Origin of the sequence: Enterobacter cloacae complex sp. P27C (assembly GCF_014895705.1) — a bacterium.
Lineage (GTDB): Bacteria > Pseudomonadota > Gammaproteobacteria > Enterobacterales > Enterobacteriaceae > Enterobacter > Enterobacter bugandensis.
In genome coordinates, this window is record NZ_JADBQB010000004.1 from 271,296 (window position 1) to 289,725 (window position 18,430).

The window sequence follows — 18,430 nt, forward strand, 5'->3', positions numbered from 1 at the left end:
CTTTCCAGGCCGAAAATTCTGTATCTGTCTGAGGAAAGAGAAAACATGTTAAACCGTATCAAGATTGTCACCAGCTTAATGCTGGTTTTAGCGATATTTGGCCTTTTACAACTCACATCCGGTGGTCTTTTCTTTAATGCTCTGAAGAATGACAAAGAGAATTTCACCGTCCTGCAAACCATTCGTCAGCAACAATCCACCCTTAACGGGAGCTGGGTTGCGCTGCTGCAAACCCGTAATACCCTGAACCGCGCGGGCATCCGCTACATGATGGATCAGAACAATATCGGCAGCGGCGCGACCGTTAACGATCTGATGCAGATTGCGTCTGCCTCGCTGAAACAGGCGGAAAAAAACTGGGCTGACTATGAAGCCCTGCCGCGCGACCCGCGTCAGAGCGACGCCGCTGCGCTGGAAATTAAACGTAACTACGATATCTACCACGGTGCGCTGGCTGAGCTAATTCAGCTGCTGGGGGCGGGCAAAATCAACGCCTTCTTCGACCAGCCGACCCAGAGCTACCAGGATGGATTCGAGAAGCAGTACGTGAGCTACCTGCAGCAGAACGACAAGCTGTACCAGATGGCGGTTGAAGACAGCAACAGCTCTTACACTCAGGCTATCTGGGTGCTGATCAGCGTGCTGGTTGCCGTGCTGGTGGTGATCGTGGCCGTCTGGCTGGGTATCAAGCAGGCGCTGATCTCTCCGCTGACGCGTCTCATTGACAATATCCGCCACATCGCCAGCGGCGACCTGGTGAAGCGCATCGACGTGGAAGGCTCTAACGAGATGGGCGAACTGGCCGACTCGCTGCGTCATATGCAGGGCGAACTGGTGCGTACCGTGGGCGACGTGCGTAACGGCGCGAACGCTATCTATAGCGGCGCGAGCGAAATCGCGATGGGCAATAACGACCTCTCTTCCCGTACTGAACAGCAGGCCGCTTCCCTGGAAGAGACCGCTGCCAGCATGGAGCAGCTGACGGCGACCGTTAAGCAGAACGCCGAGAACGCCCGTCAGGCGAGCCACCTGGCGCTAAGCGCGTCTGAAACCGCGCAGAAGGGCGGCAAGGTGGTGGACAACGTGGTGCAAACCATGCGTGACATCGCGGGCAGTTCGCAGAAAATTGCCGATATCATCAGCGTGATCGACGGCATTGCCTTCCAGACCAACATCCTGGCGCTGAACGCGGCGGTAGAAGCGGCGCGTGCGGGCGAACAGGGCCGTGGATTTGCGGTGGTGGCAGGGGAAGTGCGTAACCTGGCCCAGCGCAGCGCTCAGGCAGCACGTGAGATCAAGAGCCTGATTGAAGACTCCGTGGGACGCGTGGAAGTGGGTTCAACGCTGGTGGAAAGCGCCGGTGAAACCATGGGTGAGATCGTGAACGCGGTGACCCGCGTGACCGATATCATGGGCGAGATTGCCTCTGCGTCCGACGAGCAGAGCCGCGGTATCGACCAGGTGGGCCTGGCGGTGGCAGAGATGGACCGCGTGACCCAGCAGAACGCCTCGCTGGTAGAAGAGTCAGCCGCAGCGGCGGCGGCGCTGGAAGAGCAGGCGAGCCGTCTGACGCAGGCCGTGGCAGTGTTCCGCATTCAGCAAGAGCAGATGAAGGCGCGCGAGTTCGCTTCGGCGAAAGCCGTTGCCGCACCGGTAATGACGCGTAAAACCGCGACTGCCGATGCAGGTGATAACTGGGAAACGTTCTAACGCCGTGCGTTGTGCCGGGTGGCGGCTGCGCCTTACCCGGCCCACTGTTCAGGGTTTTGTAGGCCCGGTAAGCGCAGCGCCACCGGGCGATATTACAGAGGCAGGCGCATGGCGCAGCGGGAGTCATACGCTAAACCGTGCGCCGTCTCTTCTTCGCGTTTTTCACGCAATTCAGGCGTCAGCCTCGTCATCATTTCAAACCCCAGCCGCGCATAGAAGGGCGCATTCCACGGTACGTCCCGGAACGTCGTCAGCGTCAGCGCGGTCAGCCCCCTTTTACGGGCGCAATCTGCCACGCAGGCGATGAGCTGTCTGCCAATCCCTTTTCCCTGCCAGTTCAGATCAACCGAGAGTTCGACAATAAACAGTGATGACGGATGGGCTTCGGCAAGGACAAACCCAACGGGCTGGTCGTTTGCCAGCGCCAGCCAGCTGAGCCCGCGTTCGGCATAGTCGAGGTGTTGCTCAGCGGGAATGACCTCGCCGTCGGCAAGCCAGGCGAGTTCCGGGATGTCGCGGAATCGCCCGGCCGCCGCGCGTTCAATGGCGGACAGGGCGGCAACGTCGCTGAGGGTGGTGGGGCGAATGCGAATAGTCATGGCGGCAAGTATAGCCTGACCCGTCGACATTATTCCGAGCAGATCAGCACCGGCGAATAAAAATTGCTGATCACCAGCGCGTCTTCCGGCGTGCGCTCTATCGTCAGAAGCCTTTTATTGCCCAGCGTCAGGCCGGCAACGTATTTTTCAAAGACCCCGGGCGGCATCGCGTCATGGCTAAAACGCTCCACTTTTTGAATGATGATCTCATACAGTTCGTCCTCCACGTGACGCCATTTAAACATCTCCTGGCGGGAAACCTCCCAGCTGCGCGGGGCATTCACCACGTTGCCGTTAACCGTGATGTACCCCGTTTTGTCGGGGTGAAAGCGCATAATGACCTCACCGTCAAAGGTGAAATTGTGGCTGTCGCGCTCGTCGGTAAACGTCAGGTTTCCGTCGCAGGCTACCGACAGCGGAGGCGTGTGAAAATACCACGCCAGCGCTGTGCCCAGCAGCAGCAGGTTGAGGATCAGGATTAGCCAAACTTTTTTCTGTCTCATATCACCACTCGTAATAGTAAAGCGTACGACAGGCGCTGGCTTTACCCCGCGTGAGGGAGCATTGGGAGAGCACCAGCCGCCCTTCGTGGCCGTAGAAAAGCGTTCTCTGAATGTGCATGTAGAAAATCGAATTTTTCAGGCACGGAAGGTGACCGTCCTTTTGAAGCGTTTGCGCGAGCGTAATCGCCTTCCCGTGAAACACGTCCGCCAGCGGCGTAAAGGTGTAAACCGGACAGGTGCCGATATGCGTCAGCAGATGGATCTCCCGCTGCGGTGCGTCTGGCTTGATGAGCGCGATCCAGATGCTTAGCGCAACGACGACCAGCGTGAGCGCGCCGCAGAACAGCCATTCCGGGCGAACGCGCCATGCAGGTTTCACCGTTTTGGCGATCGGGGGGGCCTCCTCCAGCGGAGTGACGGTGACGTCTGCGCTGAGCATAAAGCCCGTTTTCGGTACGGTAACGATAAACAGCGCGTCGGGAAGCAGGGTCGCCAGCATCTTGCGCAGAATGCTGATGTACTGGTTTAAGGAGTTGTTAGACCCCTGGAGCCCTCGACGATCCCAGACTTCCTGGAGAAAGGTTTCCCGTTCGACCACGTTCCCATGATGCTGAACCAGCAGCCTCATGATGGTATTGGCCGTGCAGGTGAGGAGCTGCGCATCCTCATCCGGCGCATTGATAAGAGAAACAGAGCCGTCCTCGTCGTTATAGACGATGGCGTCAGCAAGCAGGTATTTCATAAGTTGTTGTAATAGAAACAGAGATAATGAATGAAAAAAGGCTTACGCCCTCAAGGCTGCATTGCTGGCTATTTTAATGCCACTGTTACCGATAACATTGATCCAGACAGGTTTTTGGGTGATTTAATAAGTCAGCGTGATAATCACGTCATCAATAAACTCCCCGGTACCGGTTAGCGGCTGTGCAGGGACCTCGCCGTAAACGGTGTAGTTCTGGGTGCCGCCTGCAGGGTTGGTGACCTGCAGCGCATCGCCGCTGCTTTGATCTCCCCAGCGTTGCGTGGCCACCTCATCCTGCCAGAGACCGTAGCGCAGGCAATGACCCTCGCTGTTGCAGAGCTGCCGCTGGTTACCGCTGGCATGGTTGCCTTTTCCCATGGCAAGGGTGAACGCGGTTCCGGCCGGACAGCGCGTGGTGAGGGTGGCGGAGGATCGCGTCGGGCTCAGGGTAGCGGTGCTGGTCAGCGTGCCGAAGTTAAGCGGCGTCACGCGCTCGATGTAGCACCCCTGGCTGATTTCGGCCTGAGCGCTGGTGCCGCCCTGCACCTGCTCCCCCTCTGCGGAACCGTCCGAGCAGTTTTGCAGCGCGTCCTGGCGCAGGGCGCTGTGCCAGGCGATGCGCAGATTCATGTTGTAGTTGTAATAGTGATAGGCCGGAAGCTGGCTTTGCCCTGGCGGAATGGTAGCGATAAGCGGAAAGGTACCGCTGACGTTGGCATTGCTTTCCGCGGCGAGGGTCTGCTGAATCAGGTTCCCGTTGCTGACAGGCCCCAGCTCCTGAGAGCGCGCTGCGCCGTTAAGCAGGCGGAAGAGAAGGGTGTACTGTTTCCCCTCCTGATCTCCCTGGGAGATCATCTCAAAGGGCGGGGCGTCTACGCTGCTCAGGCAGACGTTAATATATTCCGTCCTGCCCTCGTTGTCGGCCTGGCAGCTAAATTTGACCTCGGTGTTGACGGAGGTGGTATTGCCCGCCACGACGTTGCCAAAGTTAATGGCGGGCATGGAGGTTATCCAGCAGGCTGCCGCCATCGCCTTCACGGACAGGACGAGCAGCAATAATAACGGCGCTCTTAATGACACAGTTGTTCTCCGATATTCTGTATAGATGACGCGGTACGGGGCGCCGGAAGCGTGACCCGGCACTCTCCCTCACCGGTCTTCACCACCAGTTCGCCCGGCAGGGGCGGATCTTCAAGCCAGATAAAGCCGTCGCGTCCTACGATGGTGGCACCCTGCGGCGTTGACACGATGCTGCCCAGCGGGAGCGGCCTGCGGCGGCTGTCGACCAGCCGGGCCTGAACCGTGACGGCGTGATGGACGTTAAACTCGACTTTCACCGCGCTGCTGTTGCCCGGTCTGGCATGCATGTCGGTAACAGGGGCGATCACATCGGCGGGCAGATCGAGCGGGTTAATGCTGACTTTGCTGTTGTGGTAGCGCGGCAGGTCGGTCAGCAGGAGATAACCGTCTTCATCCGTTTCACCGGCCGGGCGGTTTTCCAGCATTACCGGTACGTGCCCAATGCCGTGGGTGGACACCAGCGCCATGCCCTGCTGGATGTAGCGCAGCGGGTACAGGCTGCCGTCCAGCAGCGTCAGGCTGCCTTCGGCGGAGGCGTACTGGTTGCCCTGGTTGGCACCTTGCTGCAGCCCAACGTGCCATTCGCCCGCTCGGCCCAGGTAGCCGAGGTCCGCATATCTTTCACGTCGTTCGCCGAAGCCCTGGCCCAGCTCCCATGACCAGCCGCCGGCCTCATCGTCCGGCTGGTGGCGGTAATCCATGCGCGGCGTATCCCGGCTGACCTGAGCGGAGAGCGTGTCCTCGCGACCCAATGGGACGGAAAGCAGCAACTGAACGTGGCTCGACGCGTCCGTAAACGAGCGGGTGTAGCTCAGCGTGGTGGAGATGTGTGCCGGCAGCGATACCGACCAGGAGGCGTTGAGGTAACGCTCTGTGCTGCCCTGAATGTTCTGCTGTACCCAGCCCGCGCCCACGGTACCGAAGTGGGGGATGGACTGGCTTACCCAAACGCTGTCGCTGCGTCTGACGGGCGCGGCACCGCTCATGCGGGCGTTGTCGGCGAAATCCGCCTCGGTACGGACGGTGCTGGCAGAAATGCTCGTTCCCCTGCCGTTCCACTGCCAGCCAAGGCCCCACTGAACGCCCTGCCCGTAAGGGCTGTCGCTCACGGCAACGTGCTGGCTGACCACCCCCAAGGCGGGAGAGACCAGCCAGTCAGTGCCCATACCCACGTTGCGCAGCCTGCGCTGCTGTTCCGTATGCAGCGCCAGCGTCAGGCTATTATTCACCCCATAGCGCCAGCCCGCGTCCAGCAGCGGCGAGGCGGCATAGTCGTCGGAGCGCAGGGCGTAGTTTTCGCGCATCCAGCCGATGTCCAGCGAACCGCTGCTGAACCCTTCCGCCAGCATGCCCGGCGCGCCGTAGAGATCGAGCTGTACGGTGCGACGCTGGCCGTTGATATCGGTAATGACCACCTCCGCCTGTCCGCTTCCGGTGAAGGAGGGCAGGGTATCCAGTAGAAAGTCTCCCGGCGTGACGCGCTGGCTGCTCTGCTTAAGGCCGTCGATATACAAATCGACCGTGGAAGGCAGCACGGCCGTGTCGCTGTAGCGGCTGCGCGGTTCGGTATTGAGCTGGGGATTGAGCTCAAAGTTACGTGCCCAGTGCAGCCCGCCAAAGCGTACCTGTCGGCTCCAGCCGGTGCCGGTGGTGACGCTGTCGCCCAGCGCCAGCGTGGTCAGCGAGTCGGTGTTGTCCCACTGCCAGCGGGTTTCGAGACGCGTATGGGTCGGTCGACCGGCGCTGTTTTCCTCCCCGACATGGCTTGAAAAACTGCTGCTGAACGTTCCGGGTAGCCCACCGGACGCGGTCAGAATGGTCTGGGCGTTAAGCTGGCGCTTCCCTTGCACGTCGCTGGCGTAGAGCGCATATCCGAGCGTATAGGCGTTGACGGGCTGCGCATCAGGATAGCGGTACATCGGCGTGGGCCTTGAGACGGTCAGATGCTGCTGGCCCTCGAGCGCGTCTGCCTCTGCGGTAATCGACACCTGCTGGGACAGCACGTCGAGATTGACGTTCAGGCCCGGCAGGGAGGTCAGCTCAACCCACTCTGCGCGATCGTCCGGGGCGTGAAGCCCCAGCTTTTTCATGTCGCTGCGGCTTATCCATAGCGCATTATCCACCACCCGGCAGGCCCATAGCTCGCCTCGCGGGGCGTGGTTCACGGTAATGGCCAGCCATTGCACGGTGTCGGCGGGCTCAGTCCGGGCTGACAGCATGAGCGGTAGCCAAAACAGGAGCGCGAGAAGCGAGCGGGCGCAGGGGTATCTGGCTGGCATGATGGTCATCATTAAGATAGACGCGCAGCGAGCTGAGCGCGTGACGTGTGGGCTGCTTGAGCGATAAAAGGGCGGTTTGTCCCGGGAGCACATAGCCCGCCAGGCCTTTAATCGACCCGACAACCTTCCCATCGGCCGTCAGGGCCTCAAGGTGGCTCAGGCGGATGTGGCGGTTTCCGGCGTTAAAGCAGCGGAGAGTGGCCGGTATGTCTGCCTGCTCACAGCTCAGGGCATCGTGGCTGACGGGCGCGCTCTGGCTCCCGGCAATAAACACCGGAATCGAGTAGCGCAGCAGGAAGTGTACCGCGGAGGGGTTGGCGGCACGGGACGCGGCGTCCGGCAGTTCGTCAATAACCAGCCGGTAACTTTGCTCCTGCGCACGGATGCCGGGCTGCATGACGATAATGCGCACCAGCTGCTGCTGGCCCGGCGCCAGTGAAGTCATCGCCGGGCTGGTGACCACCTCCCCGGTGGACACCAGCACATCTTTACCCTTTTTTTGCGTCCATTCGTATACCCGAATCTGCGCATTGATGGCCGCTTTCCCACTGTTTGTGAGATAGACCGCCGCTGCCCGCTGGTCGCTCTGCAGATCGAGCGTTACCGGGGCCACCTGAAGCGTGGCGGCCAGCGCGTAGCGCGACAGCAGCGCCAGCATCATGAGCCACAAAATGAAGCAGGGAAGGTAGCGACGCACGATCAGTACTCCAGTTTTAACGTGATATCGTCGCTGTAGTTCCCTGCCTGGGCGGTTGTCAGCGCCCCGGCGTCAATGACGCCATACAGCGTTTCTTCCTGTTCCGCACCGTTGCCGGTATCGTCCAGACCAGTCGTCTCGTTGATTTGCTTCTGTTTGCCTTCGTCAGCAAAGAGTTTCCACGCAATCTTCTGCGCCCCGGTTTCGCCGTTTTCCGGCTTCAGCCAGAAGGTGCCGCTTTCGCCGTCGGGGCTGGTGGCGGTGAGGGTGAACGGCGTGCCGTTGGTACAGACGATATCGACCTGCGTTTTGGCCAGGATTTCGCTCGACTCATCGGAGCCGTGACGCGAGAAGTTGAGGTCGTTGGCTTTGAGGGTGCACGACTTCACGACCTCAAGTGATACGTGCATCGTCGCGCTTGCGGTACTGTCTGCGGCGATCGCAGCAGCAGGAAGCAGGAGAGCGGAACAACATACAGCGGTGGGAATAATTTTCATGATCTTATTTCCTGACGTGAGTAACAGTGCAATTACAAAGCGAATGACTGAGCGTCCAGCAGGCAGCGTTTTTGATGGCATTCTGCCAGGGTATGGCAGCAAAAGGTGGGGCAAGGCCATAAGCAGGCGTTGCCGCGCAGAACGATGACCCGATCGCCAGCATTCAAAATGAAAGGGGTCATTTTCTCCCCCACAGATAGCCCTGGCCGTAATCGGCCGCGCTCGCGCAGGCCAGCGCGAAATCACCCGCGGTTTCGATGCCTTCGATCAGCACCTTGCTGGCGACGCGCTTGCACTCGCGGGTGAGATGCAGAAACTTCGCCTGCTCGGTCCGTCCGTTCCAGAAGGTATGTTTGTCAATTTTGATGCCGCAGAAGCGGATCTGGCTGGTCAGCAGGTCGGGAAGTAGGTCTTCGCAGACATCGTCTGCCCACACTTCTATCCCCCACTGATGGAGCGTCGCGATGCATTTCCTCAGCGCCTGGCTTTGCGTATCGTCGAGTTGGACCATCGTATGGAGATCGGTGATCTCGATAGCAAGTTTCTCCGGGCACGGGGTTTCTTCTTTTAGCCTGTCGAGGAAGTCCGTTTCCAGCAGTAAATCCGATGTTGCATTGAGGTAATACTTGTCGCCATCCTTGCAAAACATGGCGTGACGAAGCTGCGCAAAGAAGTGCGCTTTACGCTGCGTCGCCGACAGCGAGCCAAAGTAATCTTCAAGATTGACGTTGGGCTTTGCCGTGGACAATACCTCCCAGGCAATCACATTTTCACTGCGCAGTGCCCGGATGGATTCGAACTTATAGCCGGTTAGCATGATAAACGTGCGTAACGCTCCGTGGTGATTTCAGGAGCTTGGAATTTTACGGGTCTGGATTTTGGCGGGATATTTATAGATAAAAATGGCTAATATATAGTGTTTTAATCTAATTTATAAGAATATTATAGGATTATTTATTTTCATAAGCGCCCGGCAGAACGCCGGGCGCGACGCGTCTTAACCCGCCTTGCTGACGATTTTGATTTCGACCATGCCGATTCCAAGCTCGCGGGGTGAGTGCCCAAGGATATTCCCTTCATTCGTGGACTGCGGGTCCGGCGGTACGATCACCAGGGTATTACTGCGCGAAGGATTCTCAAAGTGCAGCGTGTGCGTGCTCACGTCGTTTCCAAGCGTTAACGTCTGCTCCCGATCTCCCACGCGAACGGGGACGGGCTTGTTGGCATTGGGTCCATAAGCCCTGGCCGTAATCACCAGATCAAATTGTTCCGGCAGCGGATGGGTGTACTCAATTTTCACCTCGTTGCCCAGCTGCGCGTTTGACCAGCGTCCCCACGACTCCGGACGGGAGATGCCGCTAAACTGCTTCACCTCTTCGGGCGCGCCGGCCACGTTAAAGATAAAGCTGTCCGCTTTATAGCGGATGTCGTTGTCGACGATTTTCAGCATGTCGATGTTGTGCTGATAGCGAGCCGTATCAATCACCGTATCTTTAAAGGCGGTTTTGCCTTTCCACTGGGCTTTGTCGACATGCTGCACGGTTTGCTCCCCGCCAAGCTGGCCCTGAGAGACGCACCAGTCCGTAGAGAGCGCCAGCGGCTGCGACCAGAGCTGACCCATTTTGTAACACCGGTCAATCCAGACGAAGTTATCGCGAGGGGCGAAATCGGCCAGCTGGAAGCGCAGCGGCGCGGAATACTCGCTTTCCGGCAGCGGTTCGACGCGACTATCCGACACGCGCACCAGCAGCGGCAGGCGGAAATTGCTGCCGGAGAAGGCAACGGTGTTTTTATCCCGATCGACGGTGAAGTCTTTCATCTCTTTCGGGAAATTCCACAGGCGGATGATGTCGGGCTTCCAGGCGAGGATTTTTTCCTTCATGTTGAGGAACACTTCCGACAGGGATTGCCCCGACAGCGTGCTGCGCCCGAGGCCAATAAAGTTGTCGCCCCCCAGAATGTCCAGCACGGTTGCGCCGTTATCCATGGAGTTGCGTTTGGTGGCGATTAACTCCTGCTGCGGCTGGTCGCCGCGCAGCACGAAGAACAGGTTGCTGCGATCCTGCTTGCTGAGCTGGTCCCACGCGCTGTTTTTCATTGCCAGATGGTCAGACGATACGACGATGACGGTGTTTTTAAACCAGGGTGAGGCTTTGATTTTCTCGACCAGCGCGGCGATGTGCTCCTGGCTACAGGTCACGGCGCTGAAAGACTTGTTATTTTTGCCGTCCACGTCATAGCTTTTTCGCTTACAGGTGCGGGAGACGAACCCGTCCGGATGGTGCGTATCTACCGTCAGCGCAAAGAGAGAAAAACGCTTCCCGGCGCGGGAAAGTTCCTCGAATTTCTTCCAGGTTTCGTCCAGCACCGTATCGTCATAGAAGCCCCAGTCGTTGCGGTAGGTGGGATCGGCAACCGTCGTTTTTAACTCTTCTGAGCCATACAGGTGGTCAAAACCGTGGGATTTCAGGAACACATCTTTTCCGGCAAAGCGCAGGTTTGCTCCCTGCATAAAGTAGTTTTCATAGCCGGAGTTTTTCAGTATATCGCCCAGGCAAATATTCTGCGGGAAGAACGTCGACATCGAGGCGGAGGCGTTGCCTTCAAAAGGTGCGAACAGCGGGATACCGCACTGGGAGGCCACCATCCCGGCGATAGTGTAATCCGTGCCGGGTAACTGCACGGTGTGGCTGAAATCGAGACCTTCGTTTTTCAGCGCGCCCAGTTCCGGCGTGAGGTTCGGAAACGCATCGTTATCAAAGTAGGTGCGCTCCAGGCTTTCACCGTAGATGTAGACCAGATTGAGCTTCGGGTTGGCGATCGTTTTCGACGGCTCTTTATAGTAAGCCACGAAGTCCGGATCGCCGTCGCGCGACTGGGATTTTACAAGCTCGGTGATCTGATGAAACGCGGGGCTGGCGTCGACGGAGGCCAGCGCCAGGAAAAGCGCCAGCAGGCTGTAGCCATGATGGTGAGGAAGATGGCGACGGCGGCGCAGCACCCAGGCGAGCGCGCCGAAAATCGTCACCAGCGCCACGATCAGTCCCAGCCCCGGAAGGATATATTTACCTACTCCCGCGCCCGTCAGGCTGTTCGTCAGGGTGTAGAGTACAGCATCGTTAATGCCGTCGCCGGTGAAGTAATCGCTGGCGTATAAGGTAATGTTTAAAACGATAAAAATGCCGAGCACCACCAGCGTGGCGATAAACCACCAGGTGTTACGGCCGGCTTTCCAGGCATAAACGCCGACGGAAGCCAGAAAAAGGATAAGAGAGATGAATTCTGACAACAGCATATCCTCATGACGCCAGGTGCTTCGCTGGCTAACTGTTTATTTTTGGTAAGACAATGTAATGGCGATGTCGTTTAGCTGCAATTTTAGTGTCACGAAAGTGTGCTGTTGTTAGGATTTGGTTTATAAAATCGTTTTTATGAAGATGGTCGCATCCTGACAAACGGACGCTGAGACGGTGGCAGGTAGGAAAAACGCTCGTTTAACGCCGCGATGCAAGCCTATCGCATTAAACGCGGCGTGTTGTGGCAGAAAATGGGGTGGATCAGGAGATGAAATTAACGCCTTGTTTCAGCACCAGATTGCAGGCTTTGGTTTTCACCTGTTTTGCCAGGGCGGAGTTGCCGAGGGTGCTCAGATTCAGCTGTTGGCCGTTTTGCGCGTTGAGCAGGCCCTGAATGCCGTCCATATAGCTGGTATCCGCTTTTTGCTCCTGCGTGTCGAGACCCAGTTTACCCAGCACCTGGTTTTTCACGTTTTGCGCGTCGGTCACCGAGGCCAGCTTTTGCTTAGCGCAATATTCCAGAATCCCCGCCGCGTTGTTCATCGTGCCCGCGCTCAGGCTCTGGGAACTGTTGCTCAGCAGAGTGGTGAGAGAAGAGGCCGAGAGCCCGCCCTGGGCGCTGCTGCTCTCTTTGGTCAGCTCATTCGCGGCGCTTGACAGGGACTCCTGCCACGAAGCCGCTTGTGCTGCGCCGGTAATCAGCAGCGCGCCTAAAAAGGTGCTGATAAGAATCTGTTTTTTCATAATGGCTTTCTCAAAAAGGTCCGTTTTGGGCCGGAAGGGGTTCCAGTATATACCTGCGCCCTGCTGGCGATTCCTGGAACTGTCTTAATACTCTTTGCCGGTGACGCGGCTGCGGTAACTGTCCCAGTCGAAGATGACATACAGACTGTTGCCAAGCTTCATGCGGTCCATGACGCGTTCGCCCAGTAAGCGGGTCATCTCGTCAATGTTGTGGTTCGTCAGCATGCCGGTGGGACGTTTGGACGAAGAGCGGCGATCGACTATCTGGTTGATGATGACCTTTTCATAACGGGATTCCGTCTGCACGCCAATCTCGTCGATGACCAGTAGATCGACATTGCTCAGATCGTTAAGCAGCTGCTCTTCGCTGGTTTCACGGTTGCTGAAGGTGTCTTTCATGGCGGACATAATATCGGCCACGGTGATGATGAGGACCGATTTGCCGCGCAGAAGCAGTTCGTTGCAGATGGCGGCAGCAAGATGGTTTTTGCCTGTGCCCGGCTTGCCGCTAAAAATGAAGCTGGCGATATTGCCGTCAAATTCATCCACGTACTGACGCGCGGCGGCGAGCGCGTTCATCTGCCCGGTGGTCTCAACTTTATAATTATCGAACGAGCAGTTCTGGTGCAGGGGGCGAATACCGGAGCGGTTAAAGGTGCGCTGCATTTTCATCGCCCGGTTTTCGCGGGCGAGCGCGGCGGCACGAATTTTACCTTGCTCCTTTTGCCACGCCAGCAGCTCTTCACCCGTGGTGAAGGCGGGCTTCACGTTGGCTGGCATCATTTTTTGCAGACGTTTCATCAGGTCGCCGACGTTCTTCATTTCGCACCTCGGAATCCACTCGGGATCTGTTTATCCGGTTCTGAAAACGTGTTGATATCGCGCTTAGGCTGGCCATTGTTACTGGCGCGGGTAATTTGAAGATGACGCGCGAGCTTTTGCTGCCACTGAATGTGGGTGAACACTTTGCCTTCCGCCTGCCACCAGGCGATAAACGCGGCGAGCTCTTCCGCGGTGGCTGGCTGAGTTAACGCAATGCCCCACAATGCTGCCTGCCGCTGAAAATCTGCGTCAGGCTGCCAGCCCGCGTAGAGGACAAATTTGCCCATCGGAACGGTTAGCGGGGTATTAACCGGTTCTTCAAAAAACTGGTTATCCAGCGTGACGTCGCTTGCCGGACGTGACATCTGCGCTTCGATCTCCAGAAGCTGCGCCAGACGTTCCGGCGTGATTGCGTAAAACGCCGGCGCGTTGTCGGCAAAAACCGCAACCGTGCCGCCTTCGGCGTGGGTTAACACACCGCGTGGGTCGCGCATAAAGGCATCAATGCCAGCAATGCTGGTGGTCAGAATTCTGGAGGACATAACGCTTACTCAACTGATTACTACGGGCGTGATATGGGCTTATGGTAGCACAGAGAGGGAAGGGGATGGAGGGGATTTCCCCGGTGGCGCTGCGCTTACCAGGGCTACGGTCGTAGGCCTGAAAAGCGCAGCGCCATCAGGCAGTTATCACGCGATGATATTCAGGGTCACGTCGATGTTGCCGCGGGTCGCGTTAGAGTACGGGCAAACGATATGCGCCGCATCGACCAGCTTTTTGGCTTCAGCAGGATCCATCCCTTCAACGTGGATATTCAGTTTTGCTTCGATACCAAAACCGGTCGGCAGCGGGCCGATACCCACTTCGCCTTCAATAAACGCCTCTTTTGGCAGGGTAAATTTGTCGCGAGCCGCCACAAACTTCATCGCGCCCAGGAAGCAGGCAGAGTAACCCGCAGCAAACAGCTGCTCAGGGTTCGTGACTTCTCCACCCATACCGCCCATCTCTTTGGGCACGCCCAGTTTAACGTCCAGAACTCCATCGGAAGAGGTCGCGCGGCCGTCACGGCCCCCGGTTGCTTTTGCTTTGGCGGTATAAACAACTTTTTCTAAAGACATGGCAGGTTCCTCATCTTACTATTGTATGTGCTATTAAATAGCGTGCGATATATGTGGATAAATAAAAACGCATAAAGTATAGCCTTACGCGCGTTGAATCTGTTGTCGCAAAAGTTCCAGCTGCTGCTTGAGCGCCAGCATGGTGTCGGTATCACACTGTGCGGCGCACCCCACCGCGTGTGGGATACCCAGTGCCTGCTGCTGAAGTTCACGTCCGGCTTCAGTCAGCGTGACGGCGACCTGACGTTCATCTTTACGCGAACGGTGGCGGTTGATTAGCCCTGCGCTTTCCAGACGCTTCAGAAGCGGCGTCAGCGTTGCGGAGTCAAGGAACAGCCGTTCACCGATGTCCGACACCGTCACGTCATCCTGCTCCCACAGCACCAGCATCACCAGATATTGCGGGTAAGTCAGGTTTAGCGGCGCCAGCAGTTGCCGGTACAGCTTATTAAGCGCCAGATTTGCCGAGTAGAGGGCAAAACAGAGCTGGTTATCCAGCAGGAGCGCAGCGGTCGTGTCGTTCGTTTTTGCGTTCATGAAATGAATATAGATTGTGCACGATTTAATTGCAAGCAATTTTAGGGGCAAGTATAACGCAGCGCCACCTGAACGGCCATTTTACGGTAGTGCTGGCGCTGGGCCTGCTCGTCTGCACCCTCTTCAAACAGCAGGGTGAAGGTGTAGCTGTTGGCAACGTAGTGAAAGCTGAAGCTGCTGATCAGACGGTGAAGGTCGCGGGCGTCAACCGTCTGGCTGAAAAGCTGTTTTTCTTTGCCCCGGCGCAGGATGCCTTCCAGCAGGTCGAGCGCGCTGCGGTTGACCTGCCGCAGATAGTTTGACTGCTGCATAAAACGGCCGCGCTGCATGTTTTCCATACAGATAATGCGGATGTAATCCGGATGGTCGGCATGATAGTCAAAGGTGGCTTCAACCAGATGGACCAGCGCTTCGACGGGAGGCATATCCGCCAGGCTAAGCGCCTTTTCACTGGCGCGAATTTGGGTGTAAACGTACTCCAGGACGAGCAGGTAGAGATTTTCTTTGTTTTTAAAATGGTAAACGACCATGCGTTTGGTGGTACCTGCTTTCTCCGCGATCTGCTCCATGCGGGCGCCGTTCAGTCCAAATTCGGCAAACAGCGCGATAGCGCTCTGAAAAATTTTCTCTTTCAGGCTCGATTCTTCACTGTGATCGGGGTGTTCGCTGCCAGAGTTAGCCACATCCTTTCCTTATTTTTACCAAACGGACCAGAAAGATTATCTCCACGGCAGCGAAATAACACAAATATCAAACGCGCGGGCGTTTGCGGTAGAGCCATAGCCCGGGTATCGACAGCCCGATAGAGAGCGCACCGACGATGGAGGACGCCTTAAGAAAGTTGCTCAGGAGAAGGATCATCTGCGGCTCGGTGTAGCCAAAATGGCTGATTTTCACCGCGGAAATCATCGCCGTATAGGCAGATATGCCGGGGAACATCGGGATAACGGCGGCGACGGTGAACACTTTCGGATGCGCCAGATACCAGCGCGACCACTGAATACCGATGCTGCCGACCAGCATAGAGGCGATAAACGTCGACCATTCGATGTTAAAGCCCGCCGTCATCATCACCATTCGCGAGCCGTGGCCAATTGCGCCCAGCAGCGCACACCACGGCAGAGCGCGTTGCGGAACGTTAAATACCATCGCAAAGCCGACGGCAGGAATGGCCGCCAGGGCCATGTCCTGTGCCAACGCCAGCAGAAAATCTATCACGCCCATCCTCGTAACCCCCATAGCGTCATCGCCATCACCACGCCGATGCAGGTCGCCAGCGTCAGCAGGCTGGCGATAGCCCAGCGTGCCAGCCCGGTATTGATGTGCCCTTTAAACATGTCGGCAACGGCGTTAATCAGCGGGAAGCCCGGCACCAGCAGAAGCACGCTGGCGGCCATCGCAATCGTCGGGGTAGCGGCAAACTGCGGCAGGCGCAGCAGCAGGCCAGACACCGTAGTGGCAACAAACGCGGTAATGCAGAAGTTAATTTGCGGGTGCAGCTGCCGGTGCGTCAGCAGCTGGCGCACGTACATGGCGATGCTGCTGGCGAAAAAGGTGACGATCGCGCCGTCCCAGCCACCTTTATTGAGCTTACAAAAACAGGCGCATGACAGCCCCACCATGAGCACGACCAGCCAGCGTGGATAACGTAATGGCTTGATTTGGTTAAAACGTTTTTCAATCTCCTTGAGATCGAGAAGCTTATGCTCAGCCAGGATGACGATGTGCTGGACCTCGGTTACAACGTGCATATTAATGCCGCGGTCGTGGTTTTTACGGGTGGACGTAAGACACTGCCCGTCTTTAATGGTGGTCAGCACAATGGCGTTGGACGAGATAGCGCTCTCAACGCTGTCCATCCCCAGCGCCAGCCCCAGCCGGGTTGAAAGCTCCTCGACCAGCGCGCTTTCCGCGCCGTGCTGGAGCAGAAAAAGACCGCACTGAATACAGAGCCGCGTGATAGAACGCTGCGTTGACCGATCTGCCTGCATGTATTATCCCGAAGATAAGGTGAATAGTTGCCGGTTGGCCCGTAATGCCTACTTTTAGCACAAAGTGCAGTGGCTCTTGCTGTGGGTCAGATCAAGGTTTATGCAAACAGTTCCCCCCCTCGTCACGACGACTTACAGGATTAATTTATTAATACGCTGAATTATTAATTTGAAATAATAAAATATTTGTATTTAGAAATTCTAATTTTATTTTGTTGTTATTTTAATGTCTGCACAATTAAATTGATTTGCGCTTTGTGAGATATTAGCGCTGTTTTAGGCATTTCCTAAACTAAGAACATATCTCATATTCTGCTTGTATTAATCTTTTTATACTCAGGGAAGAAAATATTTATACCTTGGTGCGTTTTACATGACGCACCGAAGGAAAATGGACACGGAGGGTCTATGTTGTCGTTGCCTGGTAAGCATGGCGTTGTCATTAGCCGGATACCCGTCATGCAGAATGGGTTAGGGGACGTGATGGCACGTCATTTCCCCGATTTTGAATTGACCTACTGCCGCTCACTGCAGGAGTTAACCCTGCTTCAGTTGCGCCGCGCAGATGTGATTATCGCCGACGTTTCAGGCGAATACAGGAACCCACGGGGTACGCTCGAAGAGTATTACCGCTTACTGAACCAGTACCGGGAAATCCACTGGATCTTTTTGGTCTCCCGGCCGTTTTACCCTATTGCCGTTGAGCTGCTTATGCGGCCGGAAAGCACGCTGCTTTCTGATATGGAACCTATCGAAGGTGTCGTTAACGCTATCCGGGCAGGGAGTGAACGCGCAGAACGGATAAGCCAGACGTTATTAACCCCAGAACCTGAGGAAAGTGAGGATGACGACGAACACTTTATTGCGCTCACGCACTCAGAACGTAAGGTGCTTCGCCTGTTAGGCAAAGGGTGGGGGATTAACCAAATCGCTACGTTGCTTAAAAAGAGCAATAAGACGATCAGTGCGCAGAAAAACAGTGCGATGCGAAGGCTCTCATTGCGGAGTAATGCCGATATGTACGCCTGGATCAACAGTACACAGGGAATGAGAGAGCTGAGTTTAATGTCAGCCTATGGAGAGTTCGAGGAATGGAAAAAACCGATTCAACAAGACATATCGCCATCATCGAAAATTGCTCGATGAGTGCGGTCGGGCTGCAGCATCTTTTTACGCAGCCTGAACTCAGCCAATATCAACTGCACCTGTTTAATGATTTTGATGGCTTTAAGAAAGCACTGCAACACGTGAATTTTTTCTCGCTGATCTATTCGCTTTCCGATGCGCGAGAAGAACGACGTAACTGCCTGGCGCATCTGCGGGATCTCGCGTTTACGCATAGCCTTATTCAGCGCATTATCCTGGTCTCGGATGAGATGGAGGCGAGATTGATTAGCCATCTTTCGCCTTCACGTCTTCACGGTGTGGTCAGTAAATCGGTGACCCTTGAACACCTGCTGAAGGAGTTAGTGGTATTGTTGAGCGAAACGCTGCGCATTAATGACAATATGCTTAACCACTGGTACTGCAGTCAGAACCGGATGTTAAGCCCAACGGAAAGAGCAATTTTACGTTATATGTCATGCGGATATTCCATTCCCGAAATCGCGGCGCAGCTTGAACGCAATATCAAGACTATTCGCGCGCATAAGTTTAATGCGATGGTGAAGCTAGGGGTGAATTCTGACGTAGGATTGCTTGATGCAGCGGATATTCTTACCCATCTTCCGGTTAGAGAACCGCGAACTGTGGGGCTAAGCAAACCGACATTTTTGTAACTTGTGCCTTTTGCGCGCCAGATGTGCTCTGGCGCGT

The 18,430-nt window shown here is 56.3% G+C and carries 20 protein-coding genes; 3 read left to right on the forward strand and 17 right to left on the reverse strand.

What is annotated here, in order from left to right; all coding sequences use genetic code 11:
- The first annotated feature begins 45 nt into the window (after positions 1 to 45).
- The gene (tsr, locus tag IM291_RS09970) at positions 46 to 1,710 is read left to right on the forward strand and encodes a methyl-accepting chemotaxis protein (protein ID WP_045259638.1); all 1,665 of its coding nucleotides are present in this window, start codon (positions 46 to 48) and stop codon (positions 1,708 to 1,710) included.
- Between the two features lie 92 nt (positions 1,711 to 1,802).
- Here the strand turns inward: tsr and IM291_RS09975 are convergent, their stop codons facing one another.
- The 17 genes from IM291_RS09975 to IM291_RS10055 all read right to left on the reverse strand — a co-directional run bounded on the left by IM291_RS09975 (position 1,803) and on the right by IM291_RS10055 (position 16,615).
- A complete protein-coding gene (locus tag IM291_RS09975) occupies positions 1,803 to 2,309 on the reverse strand; it encodes a GNAT family N-acetyltransferase (RefSeq protein WP_192986782.1) in 507 nt (168 codons plus the stop codon).
- A 29-nt stretch (positions 2,310 to 2,338) separates the two neighbouring features.
- Positions 2,339 to 2,812 carry a FidL-like protein gene (locus tag IM291_RS09980; protein WP_192986784.1) on the reverse strand — a complete coding sequence of 158 codons (474 nt, stop codon included), beginning with the start codon at positions 2,810 to 2,812 and terminating at the stop codon, positions 2,339 to 2,341.
- Between the two features lies 1 nt (position 2,813).
- Positions 2,814 to 3,554, reverse strand: a complete 741-nt coding sequence (locus IM291_RS09985; protein WP_028015409.1) for a winged helix-turn-helix domain-containing protein — start codon at positions 3,552 to 3,554, stop codon at positions 2,814 to 2,816.
- Positions 3,555 to 3,677: 123 nt separating this feature from the next.
- Positions 3,678 to 4,634, reverse strand: a complete 957-nt coding sequence (locus tag IM291_RS09990; protein WP_192986786.1) for a spore coat U domain-containing protein — start codon at positions 4,632 to 4,634, stop codon at positions 3,678 to 3,680.
- The gene (locus tag IM291_RS09995) at positions 4,625 to 6,913 is read right to left on the reverse strand and encodes a fimbria/pilus outer membrane usher protein (protein ID WP_226840326.1); all 2,289 of its coding nucleotides are present in this window, start codon (positions 6,911 to 6,913) and stop codon (positions 4,625 to 4,627) included. Before IM291_RS09995 ends, IM291_RS09990 begins: the two co-directional genes overlap by 10 nt.
- The gene (locus IM291_RS10000) at positions 6,834 to 7,610 is read right to left on the reverse strand and encodes a molecular chaperone (protein WP_192986788.1); all 777 of its coding nucleotides are present in this window, start codon (positions 7,608 to 7,610) and stop codon (positions 6,834 to 6,836) included. The genes IM291_RS09995 and IM291_RS10000 overlap by 80 nt, the downstream gene beginning before the upstream one ends.
- A gap of 2 nt (positions 7,611 to 7,612) precedes the next feature.
- Positions 7,613 to 8,107 carry a spore coat protein U domain-containing protein gene (locus IM291_RS10005; protein ID WP_028015413.1) on the reverse strand — a complete coding sequence of 165 codons (495 nt, stop codon included), beginning with the start codon at positions 8,105 to 8,107 and terminating at the stop codon, positions 7,613 to 7,615.
- 178 nt (positions 8,108 to 8,285) lie between these two features.
- Positions 8,286 to 8,924: an EAL domain-containing protein gene (locus IM291_RS10010; RefSeq protein WP_028015414.1), complete on the reverse strand. Its 639-nt coding sequence runs from the start codon at positions 8,922 to 8,924 to the stop codon at positions 8,286 to 8,288.
- Positions 8,925 to 9,104: 180 nt separating this feature from the next.
- Positions 9,105 to 11,396 carry a phosphatidylglycerol--membrane-oligosaccharide glycerophosphotransferase gene (gene opgB, locus IM291_RS10015; RefSeq protein WP_192986789.1) on the reverse strand — a complete coding sequence of 764 codons (2,292 nt, stop codon included), beginning with the start codon at positions 11,394 to 11,396 and terminating at the stop codon, positions 9,105 to 9,107.
- 268 nt (positions 11,397 to 11,664) lie between these two features.
- Positions 11,665 to 12,147 (reverse strand): DUF2501 domain-containing protein, encoded by a 483-nt coding sequence (locus IM291_RS10020; protein WP_192986791.1) that lies wholly within the window; start codon positions 12,145 to 12,147, stop codon positions 11,665 to 11,667.
- A gap of 84 nt (positions 12,148 to 12,231) precedes the next feature.
- On the reverse strand, positions 12,232 to 12,969 hold the full coding sequence (dnaC, locus tag IM291_RS10025) for a DNA replication protein DnaC (protein WP_045259520.1): 738 nt from the start codon (positions 12,967 to 12,969) through the stop codon (positions 12,232 to 12,234).
- Positions 12,966 to 13,511 carry a primosomal protein DnaT gene (gene dnaT, locus IM291_RS10030; protein ID WP_028015418.1) on the reverse strand — a complete coding sequence of 182 codons (546 nt, stop codon included), beginning with the start codon at positions 13,509 to 13,511 and terminating at the stop codon, positions 12,966 to 12,968. The genes dnaC and dnaT overlap by 4 nt, the downstream gene beginning before the upstream one ends.
- Before the next feature lie 147 nt (positions 13,512 to 13,658).
- Positions 13,659 to 14,087 carry an organic hydroperoxide resistance protein gene (locus IM291_RS10035; protein ID WP_013095463.1) on the reverse strand — a complete coding sequence of 143 codons (429 nt, stop codon included), beginning with the start codon at positions 14,085 to 14,087 and terminating at the stop codon, positions 13,659 to 13,661.
- 84 nt (positions 14,088 to 14,171) lie between these two features.
- The gene (locus IM291_RS10040) at positions 14,172 to 14,624 is read right to left on the reverse strand and encodes a MarR family winged helix-turn-helix transcriptional regulator (protein ID WP_028015419.1); all 453 of its coding nucleotides are present in this window, start codon (positions 14,622 to 14,624) and stop codon (positions 14,172 to 14,174) included.
- Positions 14,625 to 14,665: 41 nt separating this feature from the next.
- Positions 14,666 to 15,307 (reverse strand): TetR family transcriptional regulator, encoded by a 642-nt coding sequence (locus IM291_RS10045; protein WP_028015420.1) that lies wholly within the window; start codon positions 15,305 to 15,307, stop codon positions 14,666 to 14,668.
- A 67-nt stretch (positions 15,308 to 15,374) separates the two neighbouring features.
- Positions 15,375 to 15,848, reverse strand: a complete 474-nt coding sequence (locus tag IM291_RS10050) for a threonine/serine exporter (RefSeq protein WP_041911301.1) — start codon at positions 15,846 to 15,848, stop codon at positions 15,375 to 15,377.
- Entirely contained in the window at positions 15,839 to 16,615 is a 777-nt protein-coding gene (locus tag IM291_RS10055; protein WP_192971579.1) for a threonine/serine exporter ThrE family protein, read from the reverse strand. Before IM291_RS10055 ends, IM291_RS10050 begins: the two co-directional genes overlap by 10 nt.
- A gap of 408 nt (positions 16,616 to 17,023) precedes the next feature.
- Between IM291_RS10055 and IM291_RS10060 the strand changes: the two genes are divergently transcribed.
- Both IM291_RS10060 and bglJ read left to right on the forward strand, forming a co-directional pair.
- A complete protein-coding gene (locus IM291_RS10060; protein ID WP_041911300.1) occupies positions 17,024 to 17,761 on the forward strand; it encodes a LuxR C-terminal-related transcriptional regulator in 738 nt (245 codons plus the stop codon).
- A complete protein-coding gene (gene bglJ, locus IM291_RS10065) occupies positions 17,758 to 18,393 on the forward strand; it encodes a DNA-binding transcriptional activator BglJ (protein ID WP_136343988.1) in 636 nt (211 codons plus the stop codon). Before IM291_RS10060 ends, bglJ begins: the two co-directional genes overlap by 4 nt.
- The last annotated feature ends 37 nt before the right edge of the window (positions 18,394 to 18,430 follow it).

Excerpts from the sequence above, each read along its gene's own strand:
- tsr (WP_045259638.1), top strand. The coding sequence starts at position 46 with ATGTTAAACCGTATCAAGATTGTCACCAGCTTAATGCTGGTTTTAGCG.
- IM291_RS09975 (WP_192986782.1), bottom strand. The coding sequence starts at position 2,309 with ATGACTATTCGCATTCGCCCCACCACCCTCAGCGACGTTGCCGCCCTG.
- IM291_RS09980 (WP_192986784.1), bottom strand. The coding sequence starts at position 2,812 with ATGAGACAGAAAAAAGTTTGGCTAATCCTGATCCTCAACCTGCTGCTG.
- IM291_RS09985 (WP_028015409.1), bottom strand. The coding sequence starts at position 3,554 with ATGAAATACCTGCTTGCTGACGCCATCGTCTATAACGACGAGGACGGC.
- IM291_RS09995 (WP_226840326.1), bottom strand. The coding sequence starts at position 6,913 with ATGCCAGCCAGATACCCCTGCGCCCGCTCGCTTCTCGCGCTCCTGTTT.
- IM291_RS10005 (WP_028015413.1), bottom strand. The coding sequence starts at position 8,107 with ATGAAAATTATTCCCACCGCTGTATGTTGTTCCGCTCTCCTGCTTCCT.
- IM291_RS10010 (WP_028015414.1), bottom strand. The coding sequence starts at position 8,924 with ATGCTAACCGGCTATAAGTTCGAATCCATCCGGGCACTGCGCAGTGAA.
- IM291_RS10020 (WP_192986791.1), bottom strand. The coding sequence starts at position 12,147 with ATGAAAAAACAGATTCTTATCAGCACCTTTTTAGGCGCGCTGCTGATT.
- dnaC (WP_045259520.1), bottom strand. The coding sequence starts at position 12,969 with ATGAAGAACGTCGGCGACCTGATGAAACGTCTGCAAAAAATGATGCCA.
- dnaT (WP_028015418.1), bottom strand. The coding sequence starts at position 13,511 with ATGTCCTCCAGAATTCTGACCACCAGCATTGCTGGCATTGATGCCTTT.
- IM291_RS10035 (WP_013095463.1), bottom strand. The coding sequence starts at position 14,087 with ATGTCTTTAGAAAAAGTTGTTTATACCGCCAAAGCAAAAGCAACCGGG.
- IM291_RS10040 (WP_028015419.1), bottom strand. The coding sequence starts at position 14,624 with ATGAACGCAAAAACGAACGACACGACCGCTGCGCTCCTGCTGGATAAC.
- IM291_RS10050 (WP_041911301.1), bottom strand. The coding sequence starts at position 15,848 with ATGGGCGTGATAGATTTTCTGCTGGCGTTGGCACAGGACATGGCCCTG.
- IM291_RS10055 (WP_192971579.1), bottom strand. The coding sequence starts at position 16,615 with ATGCAGGCAGATCGGTCAACGCAGCGTTCTATCACGCGGCTCTGTATT.
- IM291_RS10060 (WP_041911300.1), top strand. The coding sequence starts at position 17,024 with ATGTTGTCGTTGCCTGGTAAGCATGGCGTTGTCATTAGCCGGATACCC.
- bglJ (WP_136343988.1), top strand. The coding sequence starts at position 17,758 with ATGAGTGCGGTCGGGCTGCAGCATCTTTTTACGCAGCCTGAACTCAGC.